Raw genomic sequence first — 18,335 nt, forward strand, 5'->3', positions numbered from 1 at the left:
CCAATATGTCGACAGCTCTGCGCATCGCCCACGGCGCCTTCGGCAGGGTTGCGCTCCTGGACATGGATCGCTCCCTGGTGCGGCATGCCCACCCGCAGTGCCACGTCCTCTTGAAGGTCGAAGGCGCCGACACGCAATTCATGGTCGGGGACAGAACATATCCGCTCACGGATACCAACGCTGTGCTGGTCGATGCCTGGACGCCGCACGCCTATGTTCACGATCCGGCACGGCCGCGGACTCTTATTCTCGCGCTTTACATCGAGCCGCATTGGCTGAAGGAGTTTCGTCCCGGCTGGGCGGCCAGCGGTGCGCCTGGCTTTTTCGAGCAGCCTTCGGGCGAAATCTCGCCGCGGATTCGTCAGCTTACCCTCCGCCTGGCCGCTGAGCTGGTGGAGTATCCGGAGTGCATCCGTGACCATGAGCAGGCGCTCTCGGAGCTGATGATCGCGGTGATCGAGCGCTTCACCTCCTGGCGCGGTTTTCCGAATTCGATCCGCGGCATGAACGCGAAGAGCTGCGACTGGCGGATCAGGCGCATTACCGAAGCGATGCGAACCCGGGAGGGATCATGCGCTACTGTCGACCAGTTCGCAAAGGACGCTGGTCTATCACGAGCACAGTTCTTCCGTCTGTTCGAGTCGTCGCTCGGTGTGTCGCCCAAGATCTACCTGAACGTGATACGCATGGAGCGGGCGCTGGATGCGGTGATGCACCAGGATGTGCCCTTTGGCGAGCTCAGTGAACGCTTTGGCTTTCCGGAGCCGGCGCACTTCACACGCTTCTTTCGCGATCACGCCGGCGTGAGCCCGCGCGAGTTCCGCAACGTCTCGCGGCTGGCCAACTGATTTACCGCGCGCGCTTCCAAATGAGACGATTTGGTAAGTGGTGAGAGCAGACGGTATGGCCGACCTTGCCGGCATTCTTACATCTGCTCCACGTGGCGTCGCAGAGCGCGATCGATCGAGAGGAATGTCGGAAATGGCGCAGGCTGCGGCTCGATCCGCATCATCTGTCGACATGGAAGGGCGGCCCTGGATCGGCCGGTCGATCGAGCGCGTCGAGGATGCTGCGTTACTGACCGGCCGCGGGCGTTTCATCGACGATATCGGCATACCGCCGGGCACGCTGCATGCGGCGATTCTCCGATCGCCCCATGCCCACGCCGACATCGTCTCGATCGATGCGGAGGCGGCTCGGCGGGCGCCGGGCGTCGCGGCCGTTCTCACCGGCAAGCAGGTCAAGGAGCTGACTTCAAGTCTCGTCGTCGGCGTGAAGGCGCCGGTCGAATGCTGGCCGATCGCGATCGATCGCGTGCGCTATGTCGGCGAGCCCGTCGCCATCGTCGTCGCGACTGATCGCGCGCGGGCGGAAGATGCCGCCGACCTGATCGACGTCAATTATCAGCCGCGCGCCGCCGTGATCGATCCGCTTGCCGCGCTGGCGGCCGATGCACCGATTCTGCATGACGGTTTTCCCGGCAATCTCGCGAGCGATCGCAGCTTCTCCTACGGCAATCCGGGCCAGGCGTTTGCGGAAGCCGCGCATCGGTTCTCGATCGATATCCATTATCCGCGAAATTCCTGCACGCCGATCGAAACCTACGGCGTGATCGCCTCCTACGAGGCCGCGGAGGATGCCTTCGACGTTCTCGCCAATTTTCAGGGTCCGTTCAGCATCCACACCGTCATCTCGCGCGCGCTGAAAGTGCCGGGCAACCGGTTGCGGCTGCGCACGCCGCCGGATTCCGGCGGCAGTTTCGGCGTGAAGCAGGGCGTATTTCCCTACATCGTGTTGATCGGTGCGGCTTCGCGGGCTGTCGGTCGTCCCGTGAAGTGGATCGAGGACCGGCTCGAGCACCTCACGGCTTCGGTCTCGGCCACCAACCGCGCCACGAAATTGTCGGCCGCCGTCGCTGCCGACGGCAGGATCCTCGCGCTCGATTGGGACCAGGTCGAGGATTGCGGCGCTCATCTGCGTGCGCCTGAACCGGCCACGCTCTATCGCATGCACGGCAATCTGACTGGTGCCTACGATATCCGCCACGTCAAGGTGCGCAACCGTGTCGTCGTCACCAACAAGACGCCGACCGGCCTCAACCGCGGTTTTGGCGGGCCGCAAGTCTATTTCGCGCTTGAGCGCCTGGTGCAGCGCATCGCAATCGGCCTGCGCCTTGATCCGCTCGAAATCATCAGGCGCAATCTGGTTCCGGCCAAGGCCTTTCCCTATCGCACGGCCACCGGTGCCCTGCTGGATTCCGGCAACTACCAGGAAGCGGTTGCCAGGGCCATCGAGCAGGGGAAGCTCGCGGAGCTCATGGCGCGGCGCGAGGAGGTGCGCGCGCAAGGCCGTCTCTACGGCATCGGCTTCACCGCGGTGGTCGAGCCCAGCGTCTCCAACATGGGCTACATCACGACGGTGCTTACCGCAGCGGAGCGCCGCAACGCGGGGCCGAAGAACGGCGCGCAGGCGACCGCGACCGTTGCGCTCGATCCGGTCGGCGGCGTCACCGTTCATGTTGCATCGGTGCCGCAAGGGCAGGGCCATCGCACCATCCTGTCGCAGGTGGTCGCCGACGTGTTCGGCCTCAAGCCGCAGGATGTGCGCGTTAACACCGAGATCGATACCGCCAAGGATGCCTGGTCGATCGCTTCCGGAAATTACGCGAGCCGGTTTGCGGCGGCCGTGGCTGGCACCGCCAAGCTGGCGGCAGAACGCATCGCGGCTCGCCTTGCGCGCGTCGCCGCGAGCCAGCTCAATGCCGAGCCGACGGATATCGTGTTCGCCGGCGGCTTCGTCGCCTCGAAGCACAATCCGGAGAACCGTGTCGCATTCTCGCGTGTTGCGGCCCTGAGCCACTGGTCGCCGGGCTCCTTGCCGGACGATGCCGGCCAGATGATCCGCGAGACCGTGTTCTGGACGCCGCCGGAGCTGACCGCCCCCGACGATGAAGACCGCATCAACTCATCGCTTTGTCACGGCTTCATCTTCGATTTTTGCGGCGTCGAGGTCGACCGAACCACGTTCGAAACCCGCATCGATCGCTACGTCACGATGCATGATTGCGGCACCATCCTGCATCCGGCCATGGTGAACGGGCAAATCCGCGGCGGCTTCGCCCAGGCGCTCGGGGCGGCGCTCTATGAAGAGTATGCCTATGGCGTCGACGGCAGCTTTCTGGCCGGCACATTTGCCGACTACCTGTTGCCGACGACGACCGAAGTCCCCGAGCCGCAGATCATTCACATGGAGACGCCGTCGCCTTTCACCCCGCTGGGAGCAAAAGGCGTCGGCGAAGGCAATTGTATGTCGACGCCGGTGTGCATTGCCAATGCCGTGGCCGATGCGCTGGGCCTTGAGGATGTCACGCTGCCGCTGGTGCCGGCCAAGCTCGCCGGTCTGGCGCGCGGGCCGGAGCCAGAGCCGCCCGCGGGCCGATCGAGCGCCAAGCTCGCGCGCGAAGGAGACCGCCGCCTGCACGGCGAGGGCAGCGCATCGGTCAATGCTGCGCCGGAGCAGGTATGGGCGATGCTCCTCGACGTCAGGACATTGCAGGCGGTGATCCCCGGATGCCAGCGCGTCGACAGAGTCTCCGACACGCATTTCCGCGCCGACGTGACGCTCGGCATCGGTCCCGTGACCGGACGCTATCGCGCTGACGTCCAATTGTTCGATCTCGATCCGCCGCATGCGGTCACGCTGCGCGGGCAGGCAGAGGGTGCCCTCGGTTTCGGTGGCGCCGAGGGACGGATCACGCTCGCGCCCGATGGCAAAGGCGGCACAAAGCTGCACTACAGCTATGACGCGGCGATCGGAGGCAAGGTTGCCAGCATCGGCGGCCGTCTGCTCAACGGCGCCACGCGTGTGATCATCGGACAGTTCTTTGCGGCACTGGCGCGCCAGGCCGGCGGTGGCGCGCCTGCAGGCGGCTTGCTCGGCAAGCTCGCGAGCCTGTTCGGAGGGCGACGATGAAGCCTGCCGCCTTCGACTATGTCAGGGCCGAATCCGTCGACGAAGTTCTCGAAGGACTTTCGAAAGAGGGCGGCAACGCCCGTGTGCTGGCCGGCGGCCAGTCGCTGATGGCGATGCTCAACATGCGCCTTGCCCGGCCAAAGGTCCTGATCGACATCATGCGGCTGACGGAGCTCAGCCGTATCGAGGAACGGGCGGGCGCTGTGACGATCGGCGCCGGCGTACGGCAGGCCACGTTGCTCGCCTGGCCCCAACTGACACGAACGCTGCCGCTCCTTGCGCTGGCGCTACCCTGGGTCGGCCACGTCCAGACGCGAAGCCGCGGCACCATCTGCGGCTCGCTGGCGCACGCTGATCCCAGCGCCGAGCTGCCGCTCATGCTGATCGCGCTCGGCGGCGAAGTGTGTCTGCGTAGCAAAAGGCGGCGTCGCCGCGTCCCGGCCGAGGAGTTCTTTGTCGGCATGATGGCCACCGCGCGCGCCGAAGACGAGTTGATCGAAGCCGTGTCGTTCCCCGGTCACGCCGGCGGCCGATGCGCGTTCCGCGAGGTCGCCCGCCGTCATGGCGATTTCGCTATCGCGGCATGTGCGGCATTGGCAACGCCCAAGGGCGTCCGCTTTGCCGTTGGCGGCGTCGCCGACGTGCCGGTGGCGCGGGACTGGCCACGCCTGGAGGGCAGTGCACTTGACGATGCGCTGAACGGTCTTGCCTACGAGCTTGACGCACGCGACGACGTGCACGCGACCGCGCGCTATCGGCGCGATCTCGTGCGGGCCATCGGGCGCGATCTGATATGCGAGGTGCTGCAATGACGCGTCTTGCCGCCCACGGTCGCTATCCGGTTCGCCTCAGCCTGAACGGAACGCAAGTCGAAGCTGAAACCGAGCCGCGCATGCTGCTGTCCGATTTCCTGCGCCACCGGATTGGCGCGACCGGAACCCATGTCGGCTGCGAGCACGGCGTTTGCGGCGCCTGCACGGTCGTTGTCGACGGCATGCTCACGCGCTCCTGCCTGACATTGGCGGCGCAGGTCGATGGCTGCGAAGTGCAAACCGTCGAGGGTCTCGCTCCGTCACCCGACCGGCTTGGCATCCTGCAGCAGGCATTCCGCCGCAACCACGCCCTGCAATGCGGTTTCTGCACTGCCGGCATCCTGATGTCGCTCGATCACTATCTGCGCAGGAATCCCTCGCCACGCGAAGCCGATATCCGCGATCTCCTCAGTGGCCATCTTTGCCGCTGCACAGGATACACCCCCATCATCAAGGCTGCGCTGGAAGCGGCCGCCGAGCTTGCCGCTACTACCGAAGAGAAGTCCGATGCTTGACCTTGGCAGCAGTTTTGTCGCAAGCGTTGCGCGCGATCCGGATGCGCTTGCGCTGGTCGATGGCGATGTCCGTCTCACTTATCGCCAGTGGTACCGCAAGATTTCGTCGCTCGTGGCATCGTTCGATCATCTCGGCCTAAGACCCGGCGATCATGTCGTCACTGTGCTGCAGAACCGCTGGGAGGCGGCGACGCTGCATTGGGCCTGCCAATTGGCAGGCCTCATCCTCACTCCCATCAACTGGCGCGCCAAGGCCGGCGAGCTCGATTTCTGCATCGAAAATGCCGAGGCGCGCGCCGTGTTCTATCAGGACGTCTCCGCCGAGGCCGTCAGAAATTCCGCGCGCGCCGCCAGCTTGCTGCGCATTGCGGTCGGCATAAACGTCGACGGCGATCTGGCCTTCGCGGAGATGGTGGAAGGCAGCACGTCCGACGCCTTGCCCCAGGCCGGCGCCGATGCGTGGTCGATCATGCTCTACACCTCGGGCACGACATCCAGGCCAAAGGGCGTGCCGCGCCGTCACCGGGCCGAGCGGGCGGCGTCCGTCGCGCATGTCGCGCAGAATCTGTACGGCCGGGGCGAGCGCACGCTCGGCGTGATGCCGCTCTATCACACCATGGGAGTCCGCTCTCTGCTCGCCATGTCCCTGATCGGCGGGACCTTCGTCTGCCTGCCGCGCTACGACACCCGCGAAGCGCTGGCCCTGATCGAGCGTGAGAAGATCAGCAATCTGTATCTGGTGCCGACGCTCTACCACGATCTCGTTCATCACGAGGCGTTTGCTGCTACCGACATATCGAGTGTCCGAAAGCTGGGCTTTGCCGGCGCCTCGATGACGGATGGATTGCTCAAGAAGCTGGCCGATGTCTTCAAGCCGGAGCTATTCGTCAATCACTACGGCAGCTCCGAGATCTACACCTTCACGATCGACCAGAATGCGCCGGCCAAGCCCGGCTCGGCCGGCAAGGCCGGCATCAACCAACACATCAAGGTGGTCCGTATCAACGCCCGCTCCGCGGACGAACTTGCTGCGCCGGGAGAGGAGGGCGAGATCATCGCCTCGCTCGCAGGCGACGAGGCGTTCGAAGGTTATTGGCGACGGCCCGAAGCGAACGCAAAGGCGTTGCGCGAGGGCTGGTACTTCACCGGCGATACCGGCTTCATCGATGCCGAGGGCGATCTCTTCGTCACCGGCCGCGTCGATGACATGATCATCACCGGCGGTGAAAACGTTTCGCCGGTGGAAATCGAGAGCTGCCTGTCGCTGCATCCCGCGGTTTCGGAAGTGGCAGTGGTCGGTCTCGCCGACGAGAAGTGGGGCAAGATCGTCGCTGCGTTTGTCAAGCGCAACCGGACGGTATCGGAGGCGGAGCTCGAGCAATTCTGCCGCGCCTCCGGCCTTGCCAACTTCAAGCGCCCGCGCCGCTACGTGTTCGTAGACGCCATTCCCAAATCGCCGGTCGGCAAGCTGCTGCGGCGTCTGCTCGTTGCCGGAGAATACCAAACCGAACGCCGGCCGCCGTCGGACGCGGCCTGATCACACGACGTAAACAGAAGGAAGCAAGATATGTCGTCACCCTACACCTTTGCCGATCCTCGTCTGGCCAAGCTCGATGGATTCAAGGTCGAGATCGATGAGGCGCGCGAACGCGCCGACATTATCCTCGGCCGGCCGCCCTATAACGTCGTCGCGATGCCGCAACGCGACCAGCTCCGGCTGACGTTCGAGACCCTCGATGAGGATCAGCGTGTGCGTATCATTGTGCTGCGGGCCGAGGGCGAGCATTTCTCCAGTGGCGGCAATATTGGCGGCTTCATGGAAGCGAGCCCCGAGCATGTGTCAAAACTGGCCTGGAACATCGCAGCGCCCGCGCGTTGCGCCAAGCCGGTGATCGTGGCCAATCGCGGCTATTGCTTCGGCGTCGGCTTCGAGCTGTCGCTCGCCTGCGACTTCCGCATCGCCTCGGAGACCACGCAGTATGCCTTGCCGGAACAGAAGCTCGGACAGATCCCGGGTTCTGGCGGCTCGGCTCGCCTGCAGAAGATGGTCGGCATCACCCGCACCAAGGACATCGTGATGCGCTCAAAGCGCATTTCGGCGAAGCAGGCGCTGGAATGGGGGATTGCGACCGAGTGCGTGCCGGACGGCGAGCTGGAAAAGGCGACGGACAAGCTGGTTGACGAGCTCCGCACCTTCTCGCCGCTGGCGCAGCGCACGGCGAAGAAGCTCCTGAACGATACGGAAGATTCCACGCTCGCGATCGCCATCGAGCTCGAGGGCCATTGCTACAGCCGACTACGGCAGTCGGAGGACTTCAAGGAAGGCGTCGAAGCCTTCAACGCCAAGCGCCCGCCAAAATTCGCCGGGCGCTGATGGCGGGAAACGTAGCGCTCGGGTAAGAGCGCAAAAGCAGAATTGGCTGTCGGACTTATGAACCGACTTGTGGGATTGGATGAGTTATCGCAGGTTTGGCTGGTGGTGTGAAGGCGGTAGCGCTCCCCCGACTCGAACCCCCGATCCCTTCGACTTGTCTGGACTGCGCCGAACTCGCTGTCGCGGCATTCCATCAAATTGCTGGTTCAATGTAGGACTAACGACACGTCTATCGGAATGGCCCTTGATTTCCTGCGAAATCATACGCCTCTCGGGTTCCAGGTTCGAGCCCTGGTGCGCCCACCATAGCCAGATCAAGCACTTGTCGAAGGTTGCGAGAGTCGTGTTCCGACAACCTGAGTCAGCGGCTGTTACGACAAATCCGTGCTCTCCGAACAGCTATCCTAAGACTTGGCCTGAACCTCGTCGGCTTAGCGCGGCGGCAGGCCTTGGCGCAAAGCCGGGATGGTGCTTGCTGGTTTCAGGATGGCGGCCCTACGGCATTCGTTCAATATGAGCCCGGATCGCGTGCCGCTCGGCATCGATCCAGCCATGCTCGCGGGCTTTGGCCACCATCTCTGCGTAGCGCTGCTTCCAGTCTGCATCATCAGGGCGGCCTGCCAAGGCGGGGACCAAACCGATCGAAACAAGCGCATCGCGATCGTTCAGAGGTGTGATTCCGTTCCAGCTCTGCGTTTCAGGCCGGGCATCGGCATGCAGCATCAGCTTGAACCTGCCAAAGTCGAGCGGTTCAGCCAGCCGGACAACGCCGCCGTCCAAGCATTCGATGATCACGACGCTACTCCTCCGCGAGTTCCCGGTAAGTCTGGCGACAATGCAGGGCTCGACACCGTCAAAGGCTCGCTTGGGGCAATGCTCGCAGCGCACCCTGAAAATTGACCAGAGGATCGCCGTTGCCGCCGCGTGTGGCCACGATCCTGCCGATGAAGAGACCGTGCGTGCCGACCAATTGGTGATGGTGCAGCACGCATTCCAGCATGCCGATCGCCGGTTCGAGCAGCGGCACGTCGAGAACGCCTTGCTGCCAGCGCGCCGTTGCGAAGCGCTCGACGCCCTTGGCGCCGCCGGCGAAACGCAGCGCCAGATCTTCCTGCCCCCGGCCGAGGAGGCTGACACCGAAGCGCCCATTGGCGAGAATCGCGGCGTGCGTTTCCGAGCTCGAATTGACGCCAACGAGCAGGCAGGGTGGATCCATGCAAAGCGACGTGACCGAGCTGACGGTCAGTCCGCGCCGCGTCGCTTCTGTTCCCGTTGCCACGATCGCCACGCCGCTCGCCAGATTGCGCATGGCGAGCCGGAATTCGGCAGCTTCGACAGAGCGGAAATCGCGCATTTGAGCGATCTGACATCCCATGACGTCCCTCCGGGCTTGCGCTGGTGCTGGACTATGCCGAGACCGCCTCGCTCGCGGTCTTGCCGCGTCCGGCGCGGCCGGATCTCAGCTCCTTCCGGATCGCCGGGATGATCTTGCTGCCCCACAGCTCGATCTGGCGCAGCATCGTGCGCTGATCGAAATCGCCGAGCTGGGTTTGAAGCGCGATGTGCGACGGCTTGAGAATGCTGATCTCTTCCAGCATGCGGTCGATCACCTGATTGACACTGCCGACGGGCAGGTTGCTCAGCATCGTCTCCAGGCTCATGTCGTTCGGTCCGGCTTCTTCCTTGATCAGATAGCCGTCATCGCTCTGGGCGCGCCGGAACTTCAGGCTTTCCGAGAGGCGGCGCTGGAAGCGCGCATTGTCGAGGTAGGAGGTGATCTCGCTGTCGTTGTCGCTGGCATAGGCGCAGCGCAGGAAGCCGAAGCGCGTGTCGTCGATGGACCGGCCTTCCTTGGCTGCGATTCCCTCGAGACGTTCGCGCAGCGCCTTGATGGCATCGAGGCCATTCAGCAGCGCGGTGACGAACAGATTATGGTTGTCGCGAATGGCACGGCCGAGCGTTTCGCCATGGCCGGAGGTGACCCAGATCGGCGGCATCGGCGTCTGCACCGTGCGCACGGCGATCGCGGTCGGCGGCATCTTCAGGTGCTCGCCCGAATAGGAGAAGATGCGCTCGCGCATGCCGGCCTGGAGCACGTCGTAGAACTCGGCGAACAGCGCATGCGAATGGTCGAGGTCGACGCCGAAGCGGTCGAACTCGAACTTCTGGTAACCCGAGCCGATGCCGAGATCGAGGCGGCCGTTCGAGACCGTGTCGGCAAAACCGATCTCGCCGAGCAGCCGCGCCGGATTGTACAGCGGCAGCACGCAGACGGCCGAGCCGAGGCGGATGCGCTTGGTCAGGCCGGCGCAATGCGCGACCATCATCAGTGGCGAAGGACACAGGCTGTAATTGTTGAAATGGTGCTCGGCATACCACGCCGTATCGAAGCCGGCTTGCTCGGCCGCGACCGTCTGCTCGACGGCGTTGTTGATGACCTGCTGCGAGCTCTGATGATAGCCGCGCTGCTGCGCCAGAATGAATACGCCGAATTCCATCGATTGCTTCCTCCACCTCTCGGTCGCTCTTGCGATCCCACGGTCGCACCTGGGATGCGCTTCTCGGTCGCTCTTGCGACGCGTTCTCATCAGGTTAGGGACTTGAGGTTTTTCGAACAATTGACGTAATCTGAGCATGTCCTTTGCAGAATTTGAAAAGATCATGAACCGCCTCCAGGCCATGGAATTGTTCGTCAACGCCGTCCGCGAGGGCAGCTTCTCGGCGGCCGGGCGCCGCGTCGGGCTCTCGCCGGCATCGGTGTCGCGTTATATCGGCGAGCTCGAGGCGCAGCTCGGCGTGCAACTCCTCAACCGGAGCACGCGCCATCTCGGATTGACCGATGCCGGCAAGATCTTCTTCCAGCGGACCGAGCAGGTGCTGCACGGTATCGAGGATGCCAAAGCCGCCGCGCTTTCGCTCCAGACCGCGCCGCGCGGAACACTGCGGGTGCACTCGCGGACGCTGTTCGGCATCAAGGTGCTCTCGCCGCTGATCCCGGGCTTTCAGAAGCTCTATCCGGAGCTGAAGGTGGAGCTGCGCCTGTCCGAGCGGCGCGCCCAGCTTCGCGAGGACGAGTTCGACGTCGATTTCCAGATCGCGGCGCCGAAGGATCCCGGTCTGATGCAGCGGAGGCTGCTGCGGAGCGAACGGATTCTCGTGGCCTCGCCGGACTATGTCGGCCGGATGCCGAAATTGCGCGAGCCGGAGGACATCACGCGCCACAACTGCCTGACCTATTGGATGGGCCCCGACGACGTGGTCTGGAAGTTCATGCGCAGGAACAGGCTGCGCGAGATCGTCGTGCCGTCGTCCCTCAGTAGCAACAACGGCGTGGTCCTGTGCGATCTCGCCGTCACCGGGCACGGCATCGCCCTGCTGGACGACTACACCGTCACGGAGGAGCTCACGAGCGGACGCCTGGTCCGTCTGCTGCCGGATTTCCGGGTGACGAACTCCAGCTTCGACGAAGGGATCTATGCGGCGTTTCTCCAGAGCAGCTACCTGCCGGAAAAGATCAGGGTCTTCATCGACTACATGGCGGAGAACGTGCCGAAGCAGATCAAGAGATCGGCGCAGTAGCCGAGGGGTCTCTAGTCCAATGCAAACCTGTGCGCCGGCAGCCCGCGTACGCCGAGGCCTTCGACGGCGAACAAGCCTCCCGCATCGGGGTGGTCGTCGGCGAGGGCGTGGCTGCGCGAGATTGACGTCACGTAGAGACGATCAAGATCGAGCCCGCCGAAAGTCACGCTGGTCGGATGACGGATCGGCATGTCGATCGTTCGCGCGATGGTCCCGTCTGGCGCAAACCGCGCGATCTTGCCGATGCGCACGAGGACCGACCAGAGGTATCCCTCCGCATCGATCGTTGCCCCGTCGCAGCCGGACTGCTGCGCCTCCGTGTCGACGAAGACGCGCTTGTTCAGAAGCGGACCATCCTGGCTGTACTCGTAAGCCCAGATGATCCGCCTGGCGCTGTCCGCGAGATAGAACGTCTCTCCGTCCGGGCTGAAGCACGGTCCGTTGCTCGCGGCAAGGTCCGTCTCGAGCAGATCCAGCCCGCCTGATGCGTCCAGGCGATAGAGACCGCCGAGCGGCATCTCGTCCTGAGCGCGGTCGCCGTGCATCGTGCCTGCCAGGAAGCGTCCGTAGGGATCGACCTTGCCGTCGTTCAGCCGCACCTTCGGATGGTCGAGCCCAATCGACGGACCATCGGTCAGTGCGCGCCTATCCAAATCGTAGTGCGCAAATCGGTTCCGCAGGGCGACGACCGCGCCGCCGTCGCTTCGCAGGGCGATCGAACCGATCGGCGCGGGCAAGCTGAACTGCTCGGCCGCGCGGGTGACGGGATCGAGCGTGCGGATCAATCCGGCCAGCGCGTCGATCCAATAGAGGCGCTGCCGGCGTTCGTCCCACACCGGGCTCTCGCCGAGCTGGTCCTTTGTCGCGCCGATGCGCGTGATCCGGACCGCGCTCATGGCTGCTCGCAATGGAATCGCCGGGCTTGACCGATCGGTCGGTGAAAAACTAGTTTCATTCTAAAGGCTCTCGATTGCCACACTGACGAATGGATTGCGGACCTCATGACTGAACTGTCGACGATGAAGGATGGCGTTGCGAACCAGGCCGAGGCCTCGGACCGCGTGCTTCAGATCCTCGCCGAGGCCGGACGGCTGTTCGCCAGCAAGGGATTCGAGGGGACCTCGATGCGCGACATCGCGCTCGCCTGCGGCATCTCCAAGTCGCTGCTCTATCATCATTTCTCCAACAAGGACGAGATCTACGCGCGGGTTGCGGTCGGCTCGACCCTCGAGCTCTATCTGTTCGTGCGCGACCGCATTCCCGACGGGCCGCCGTCGCGGAAGATCCGCGCCTTCATGGTCGCGACAGCGGAATATTTCCGCCGCTACCGCTGGGCCTGGATTGCCTCCACAACCGCCTTCTGGAACGATCCAGACCGGCACCGGCACAAGGAACGACTGACGCGCCGCGACCGCTTCGAGAATTTTCTGCGCGGCTTGATCCAGGAAGCCATCGATGCCGGCGAGATCCGCAAGGTCGATGTTCCCATGACCGGCCGGCTGATCCTGTCTTCGCTCAACTGGATGCATCGCTGGTACAATCCCAACAAGTCCGCAACGCCGGAGCAGATCGCGGAGATCTTCTTCGACATGATCTTCAACGGCCTGCGAAGCGGCGAACTTGTCAAGCTTCCCGGAGAGGAGCCGCCCAAGGCAGGCCGGCGCAAGTCGCGCTGACCGGCGGCGGCCGCCGCGTCTCATTCCAATACGATGTTCTGCGCCTTGATCACAGGTCCCCAGAGCGCGGCGTCCTTGGTCAATTGGGCGTCGAGCCGCTCCGGTCCGCCGATATCGACCATCAGGCCATCGGTCTCGAGCTGCTTTGCGATCTCGGGCTTCTGCATCGCGGCGTTCGCGGCCGCATTCAACCGGGCGATGACTTCACGCGGCGTGCCCGCCGGTGCGTGCAGCGCGGTCCAGAACGAAGCCGTCAGGTCCGGATAGCCGGATTCGGACAGCGTCGGGATGTCGGGGAGATTTGCCATACGTTTCTCCGAGGACACCGCAAGGATGCGAAGCTGGCCGCTGCGCGCGTGCTCGATGACGGCCGCGGGCGTCGCAAAGTTGAGATCGCATTCTCCCGACAGCGTCTCCATGATCGAGGCCGGATTGTTGCGATAGGCGACCTCGGTGACGGCAAATCCCATCGACTTGCCCATCATGATACCGAACAGATGCGTGACGCTGCCCGGGCCGAGCGTGGCGTAGAACAGCGGTTTGTCGCGCCCCTTGGCATAGGAGACGAAGCTCTTCACGTCGGTGGCGGGTGTCTTCGCATTCACGGTCAGCGACAGCGGCCCGTTGCAGAGCATGGCCACGGAGGCGAAGTTCTCGAGCTTGTAGGGCAGGGCCTTGCGCAACAGCACGTTCAGCGAGATCGGGCCGGTGCCGCCGGCGAGCAGGACCGATCCGTCCTTCGGCGCGCGCGCCACATATTGCGATCCGACGATGCCGTTGGCGCCCGGCTTGTTGTCGACCAGGACCGGCTGGTCCAGGTTTTCCGCCATCGCTTTCGCGATCGAGCGCATCAGGCTGTCGATGGAGCCGCCCGGCGCGTAGGGCACGATGATGAAGACCGTTTGCGACGAGCGCGCCCTGACGATTGCAGGCGCCCCAAACGGGGCGGCGAGGGCGCCGGCGATCAAGGTTGCCGCCTGGCGGCGGTTGATCCTGGGCATGGAAGTCCTCCTCTGGGTCATTCTTGCTTGCCTTGAACCTATCGGCTGACCGATCGGTCGGTCAATAGGAGATCGGCAGCATATTGCAAGTCACCGTGGTTGATGTTATCAGCGCAGAAAGCTGACCGATCGGTCAGGCATGCAGGCAATACGAATGGAAGCTCAAGGAGGAAGCCATGTCAGGAGATATCGTCACCCTCGAAGTGTCCGATCACATCGCGCTGGTGACGCTGAACCGTCCTCCCGTGAACGCGCTCGATCGCGCCATGCGCGAGCGCATCGTTGCCGTATTCGACGAGATTTCTGAGCGCGCCGACGTCCGGGTCGCGATCCTCACCGGTGCCGGAAAGGTGTTTTGCAGCGGTGCGGATCTGAAGGATCGTCCGGACCCGGCAAAGATCGGCGCGTTTCACAGCCACAACCGGATCACGCGCGAGACCGGCAACTGCATCCGCGAATGCTCGAAGCCGGTGATCGCGGCGATCAACGGCGTTGCGCTCGGCGCAGGCGTCGGCCTGATGGCCTCCTGCGATATCTTCTACGCCTGCGAGGAGGCCGTGTTCGGCATGCCCGAGATTAACGTCGGGCTCGCCGGTGGTGCGGCCATGCTGAACACGTTGTTCGGCCGCTCCCTGATGCGCCGCATGTTCTTCACCGGCTATCGCGTGCCGGCCGCCGAGCTCTATCGCCTCGGCATCATCGAAGCATGCACGACCAAGGAGAACCTGCTTCCCGAAGCGATGAAGATCGCGAGAGAGATCGCCTCGAAGAGCCCGATCGCGATGGAATACGCCAAGAACGCGGCGAACATGGTCGAGCTGATGCCGCCGCGCGATGCCTATCGTTTCGAGCAGAACGTCACGATGGCATTGTCCAAGACCGAGGACGCCAAGGAAGCGCGGATGGCGTTCCTCGAGAAGCGTACGCCGGTGTTCAAGGGGCGCTGAGATGCGGCCGGGAGAAGGTCTCGACGCGCTGATGTCGCCGCGGTCGATCGCGATCATCGGCGCCTCGCAGGAGGCGACCAAGATCGGCGGCCGGCCGGTCGACCTGTTGCGCCGCCACGGCTATGCCGGCCGCATCTATCCGGTCAATCCCAAGGCCGCGACGGTGCAGGGACTGCAGGCCTATGCCTCTGTCGCCGACCTGCCGGAGGCGCCGGATCTCGCGATCGTCGCAGTCGATGCGGAGCGCGCGAGCGAGGCGGTGGAACAGTGCGCTGCTCGCGGCGTCCGCAGCGTCGTCGTGTTCTCCTCCGGCTTTGCCGAGCTGGGCGAGCAGGGCCACGCGATGCAGGAGCGGCTGCGGCTGGCCGCGCGCCGGACCGGCATGCGCGTGCTCGGCCCGAACTGCCTCGGCGCGGTCAGCGTCGCCGAGAATAGCATCGCGACGTTCTCGATCGTGCTTGAGCACAGCATGCCCGCCGCGGGCTCGCTTGGCATCGTCTCGCAAAGCGGCAATCTCGGCAGCTACACCATGCGCCTCGCCAGCGAGCGCGGCATCGGCGTCAGCCGCTTCATCACGACGGGCAACGAGTGCGACATCGACATCGCCGACGGCATCGCCTGGCTGGCACGCGATCCCGCCACCAAGGTGATCCTGTGCTGCCTCGAAGCCTGCCGCGATGCCGGCCGTCTGATCTCGGCGCTTGAGGAGGCGCGCGATGCCGGCAAGCCCGTCATCGCGATGAAGATCGGGACGTCGGCAGCCGGGCAGGCCGCCGCGGCCTCGCACACCGGCGCGATGGCGGGATCGGACGCGGTGTTCGACGCGCTGTTTGCCCGGTGCGGAGCGGTGCGCGTTCGCAGCATCGATGAGCTCATCGATCTCGGCCACGCCGCATCGATCCTGCTGCCGGACCGGCTGCCGAAGGGCCCTGATATCGCGATCCTCACGGCATCGGGCGGCTTCGGCGTGTTGATCGCGGATGCCGCGCAGGCGGTCGGACTGTCGCTGCCCGAGCTTGGCGAGGAGACGCAACGAAAGATTCTGGAGCTGGTGCCGTTCGCGTCGGCCCGCAATCCGGTCGATGCCACCGCGCAGATGTCGAGCCGGCCCGATCTCCTGGAGAAGATCATGTCCGCCGTCGTGGCGGACGAGCGTGCCGATGCGGTGATCCTGCCGCTGCCGTTCTCGCTGCATCTAACACGCCTGCGCTCCATCTATATGGACTCGCTGCGCAACGTCCGTGCGCAATTCCCCCACCGTCCGATCATTCTGTGTGTCGACGGACCGGAGGATGCGCTGAGCGAACTGCACGCGCTGGGATTTCCGACGGTGGAAAGTTTTGACGGCTGTTGTGCGACCGTCGCCGCATTGGTGCGGTTGCAGGCGGTGTCGAAGGGTCCGCAGGACGTGCCTCCGGCAATCGAGCGGCCGCGGCCGCTTGTAGCGGATGCATTCCGTCATGAGCTCGGCGCCAAGCGGGCGCTTGCCGATGCCGGTGTCCCGGTCCTGGCCGAGCACCTCGTGCAGGACGTCGATGCGGCAGCGCTCGCTGCCACGGAGATCGGCTATCCCGTGGTGCTGAAGATAGCCTCGCCCGACCTGCCGCATAAGACCGAGGCGGGCGGCGTGGTCGTCGGCGTCGGTTCGGAGGCCGAAGTCCGGCGGACCTATGCCCAGATGCTCGATCGCGTCGCCACGAGGGCGCCACACGCGGCAATCGACGGCGTGATCGTAGCGCCGATGGTCAAGGGCGTCGCCGAACTGATCCTCGGCAGCCGCATCGATCCGGTGTTCGGGCCGGTGGTGATGGTCGGTCTCGGCGGCATCTTCGCGGAAATCCTCCAGGACTCCGCCGTGCAGATAGCCGCCGGTCAGCGAGACACAGGCCATGGCGATGCTGAAATCGCTTAAGGCATTCGCGGTGCTGGACGGTGCGCGCGGCCGGCCGCGGGCCGATCTCGCAGCCGCGGCCCGGGTCGTTGCCGCGCTGTCGCGCTTTGCCGCCGCACATGCCGACGCGGTCGCGGAGATCGACGTCAACCCGCTGCTGCTTCTCGCCGAAGGCGAAGGAGCCGTGGCGCTCGATGCGCTGCTGATCCCGCACGGCAAGGCTCCGGCCCACGGGCACCATTGAATGCAAACCACAAGAGGTCGCAGAAACGGGCCCAGAGGAAGCGCTGAAAGCAAAGGCAGGAGGAAACGGTGAAGAGATCGACGGTCACTGCGCTCGGCATGATTGCCCTGCTGCTCACGAATCCGCCGCTGTCCGCGCAGGGCATCTCGGGCGACGTCGTCAAGATCGGCATCATGAACGACCAGAACGGTCCTTATGCCGACAATTGCGGCCTCGGCTCGGTCGCTGCCGCGCAAGCTCGCAGTCGGCGATTTCGGCGGAACGGTCAACGGCAAGAAGATCGAGCTCGTGATCGCCGATGATCAGAACAAGCCCGATATCGGCGTCGCCATCGCATTGCGCTGGGTCGACAACGAAGGCGTCGACGCCATCGTCGGCTGCTCGGCTTCGTCGATCGCGCTGGCCGTGCAAGACATCATGAAGAACCGCAAGAAGCCGTACATGCTGGCGGGCACGGCGGGCTCGTTCTTCACCAACGACAAATGCTCGCCCATGACCACGCAATGGGTGGTCGACACCTATGCCCAGCCGAAGGCCACGGTGAAGGCTCTGCTCACCCAGGGCATCGACAGCTGGTTCTTCCTGACGGTCGATTACGCCTTCGGCAAGGCTTGGCAGGCAGATGCGACGAAGTTCATCGAGGCGGGCGGCGGCAAGGTGGCCGGCTCCGTGCTGCATCCGCTCAATTCCTCGGATCTCTCCTCGTTCCTGCTGACGGCACAGGCCAGCGGCGCCAAGGCGATTGCTCTCGCCAATTCGGGCGCGGATTTCGCCAATGCGATCAAGCAGGCGCAGGAGTTCGGGCTGACCAGGAAGCAACTGCTCGTTCCGCTCGGCCTCATGATCAGCCAGACGCATGGCATCGGTCTCAAGGATCTGCAGAACGTGCGGCTGACGACGCCGTTCTACTGGGACATGACGCCGGAGAGCCGGGCCTTTGCCAAGCGCTACGCCGAAGCGACGAACGGCCAGCTTCTCAACGAGGGCAAGGCGGCCACCTACAGCGCCACCACGCATTACCTGAAGGCGGTTGCCGCCGCCGGCTCCGACGATGGCGATGCCGTGATGCGGCAGATGAAGAACACCCAGGTCAACGATTTCGAGATGAAGAACGTCGCCATCAGGGCCGATGGCCAAGTGATGCGTCCGCTCTACGTCGCGCGGATCAAGGCTCCGGCCGAATCCAAATACACCTACGATTACTACGAGATCACCGGCACGATCGCGCCCGAGGACGCGTGGCGGCCGGCATCGGAGAGCGCCTGCGATCTTCTCAAGTCGCAGTAGGGAACAGGCAGCCGGGCCGGCATGCCGGCCCGCATGG

The 18,335-nt window shown here is 64.4% G+C and carries 17 protein-coding genes; 12 read left to right on the forward strand and 5 right to left on the reverse strand.

Going from position 1 to position 18,335, the window contains the following annotated elements:
- The first annotated feature begins 5 nt into the window (after positions 1–5).
- The 6 genes from V1277_RS27190 to V1277_RS27215 all read left to right on the forward strand — a co-directional run bounded on the left by V1277_RS27190 (position 6) and on the right by V1277_RS27215 (position 7,673).
- On the forward strand, positions 6–848 hold the full coding sequence (locus V1277_RS27190) for an AraC family transcriptional regulator (protein WP_334420465.1): 843 nt from the start codon (positions 6–8) through the stop codon (positions 846–848).
- Positions 849–981: 133 nt separating this feature from the next.
- Positions 982–3,972, forward strand: a complete 2,991-nt coding sequence (locus tag V1277_RS27195) for a xanthine dehydrogenase family protein molybdopterin-binding subunit (protein ID WP_334418947.1) — start codon at positions 982–984, stop codon at positions 3,970–3,972.
- A complete protein-coding gene (locus V1277_RS27200) occupies positions 3,969–4,784 on the forward strand; it encodes an FAD binding domain-containing protein (RefSeq protein WP_334418948.1) in 816 nt (271 codons plus the stop codon). The genes V1277_RS27195 and V1277_RS27200 overlap by 4 nt, the downstream gene beginning before the upstream one ends.
- Entirely contained in the window at positions 4,781–5,299 is a 519-nt protein-coding gene (locus V1277_RS27205) for a (2Fe-2S)-binding protein (protein ID WP_334418949.1), read from the forward strand. The genes V1277_RS27200 and V1277_RS27205 overlap by 4 nt, the downstream gene beginning before the upstream one ends.
- Positions 5,292–6,836: an AMP-binding protein gene (locus V1277_RS27210; protein WP_334418950.1), complete on the forward strand. Its 1,545-nt coding sequence runs from the start codon at positions 5,292–5,294 to the stop codon at positions 6,834–6,836. The genes V1277_RS27205 and V1277_RS27210 overlap by 8 nt, the downstream gene beginning before the upstream one ends.
- Before the next feature lie 30 nt (positions 6,837–6,866).
- Positions 6,867–7,673: an enoyl-CoA hydratase/isomerase family protein gene (locus V1277_RS27215; protein WP_334418951.1), complete on the forward strand. Its 807-nt coding sequence runs from the start codon at positions 6,867–6,869 to the stop codon at positions 7,671–7,673.
- 495 nt (positions 7,674–8,168) lie between these two features.
- On the opposite strand, the gene V1277_RS27220 is transcribed toward V1277_RS27215, so the two are convergent.
- From V1277_RS27220 to V1277_RS27230, 3 genes are read right to left on the reverse strand one after another with little or no spacing between them, the layout of a single operon-like run.
- On the reverse strand, positions 8,169–8,468 hold the full coding sequence (locus V1277_RS27220; protein ID WP_334418952.1) for a hypothetical protein: 300 nt from the start codon (positions 8,466–8,468) through the stop codon (positions 8,169–8,171).
- A gap of 58 nt (positions 8,469–8,526) precedes the next feature.
- Positions 8,527–9,048 carry a flavin reductase family protein gene (locus V1277_RS27225; RefSeq protein WP_334418953.1) on the reverse strand — a complete coding sequence of 174 codons (522 nt, stop codon included), beginning with the start codon at positions 9,046–9,048 and terminating at the stop codon, positions 8,527–8,529.
- A 31-nt stretch (positions 9,049–9,079) separates the two neighbouring features.
- On the reverse strand, positions 9,080–10,171 hold the full coding sequence (locus tag V1277_RS27230) for an LLM class flavin-dependent oxidoreductase (protein WP_334418954.1): 1,092 nt from the start codon (positions 10,169–10,171) through the stop codon (positions 9,080–9,082).
- Between the two features lie 163 nt (positions 10,172–10,334).
- Here V1277_RS27230 and V1277_RS27235 point away from each other — a divergent pair, with 163 nt between their 5' ends.
- Positions 10,335–11,252, forward strand: coding sequence for a LysR family transcriptional regulator (locus V1277_RS27235; RefSeq protein ID WP_334418955.1), 918 nt, complete (start codon positions 10,335–10,337; stop codon positions 11,250–11,252).
- A gap of 11 nt (positions 11,253–11,263) precedes the next feature.
- Here the strand turns inward: V1277_RS27235 and V1277_RS27240 are convergent, their stop codons facing one another.
- Entirely contained in the window at positions 11,264–12,148 is an 885-nt protein-coding gene (locus V1277_RS27240; RefSeq protein WP_334418956.1) for an SMP-30/gluconolactonase/LRE family protein, read from the reverse strand.
- Positions 12,149–12,253: 105 nt separating this feature from the next.
- Here V1277_RS27240 and V1277_RS27245 point away from each other — a divergent pair, with 105 nt between their 5' ends.
- Positions 12,254–12,928 (forward strand): TetR/AcrR family transcriptional regulator, encoded by a 675-nt coding sequence (locus V1277_RS27245; RefSeq protein ID WP_334418957.1) that lies wholly within the window; start codon positions 12,254–12,256, stop codon positions 12,926–12,928.
- A gap of 20 nt (positions 12,929–12,948) precedes the next feature.
- Here V1277_RS27245 and V1277_RS27250 read toward each other — a convergent pair whose 3' ends face one another.
- Positions 12,949–13,929 carry a Bug family tripartite tricarboxylate transporter substrate binding protein gene (locus V1277_RS27250; protein WP_334418958.1) on the reverse strand — a complete coding sequence of 327 codons (981 nt, stop codon included), beginning with the start codon at positions 13,927–13,929 and terminating at the stop codon, positions 12,949–12,951.
- A 176-nt stretch (positions 13,930–14,105) separates the two neighbouring features.
- Here V1277_RS27250 and V1277_RS27255 point away from each other — a divergent pair, with 176 nt between their 5' ends.
- From V1277_RS27255 to V1277_RS27270, 4 genes are all read left to right on the forward strand, one after another.
- Positions 14,106–14,876, forward strand: a complete 771-nt coding sequence (locus V1277_RS27255) for an enoyl-CoA hydratase/isomerase family protein (RefSeq protein ID WP_334418959.1) — start codon at positions 14,106–14,108, stop codon at positions 14,874–14,876.
- Between the two features lies 1 nt (position 14,877).
- Positions 14,878–16,788 carry an acetate--CoA ligase family protein gene (locus tag V1277_RS27260; RefSeq protein ID WP_334418960.1) on the forward strand — a complete coding sequence of 637 codons (1,911 nt, stop codon included), beginning with the start codon at positions 14,878–14,880 and terminating at the stop codon, positions 16,786–16,788.
- Positions 16,766–17,011 carry an acetate--CoA ligase family protein gene (locus tag V1277_RS27265; RefSeq protein ID WP_334418961.1) on the forward strand — a complete coding sequence of 82 codons (246 nt, stop codon included), beginning with the start codon at positions 16,766–16,768 and terminating at the stop codon, positions 17,009–17,011. Before V1277_RS27260 ends, V1277_RS27265 begins: the two co-directional genes overlap by 23 nt.
- Positions 17,012–17,206: 195 nt before the next feature.
- Positions 17,207–18,298, forward strand: a complete 1,092-nt coding sequence (locus V1277_RS27270; RefSeq protein ID WP_334418962.1) for an ABC transporter substrate-binding protein — start codon at positions 17,207–17,209, stop codon at positions 18,296–18,298.
- Positions 18,299–18,335: the final 37 nt, after the last annotated feature.

The sequence above is a fragment of the Bradyrhizobium sp. AZCC 1588 genome (assembly GCF_036924735.1).
Classification (GTDB): domain Bacteria; phylum Pseudomonadota; class Alphaproteobacteria; order Rhizobiales; family Xanthobacteraceae; genus Bradyrhizobium.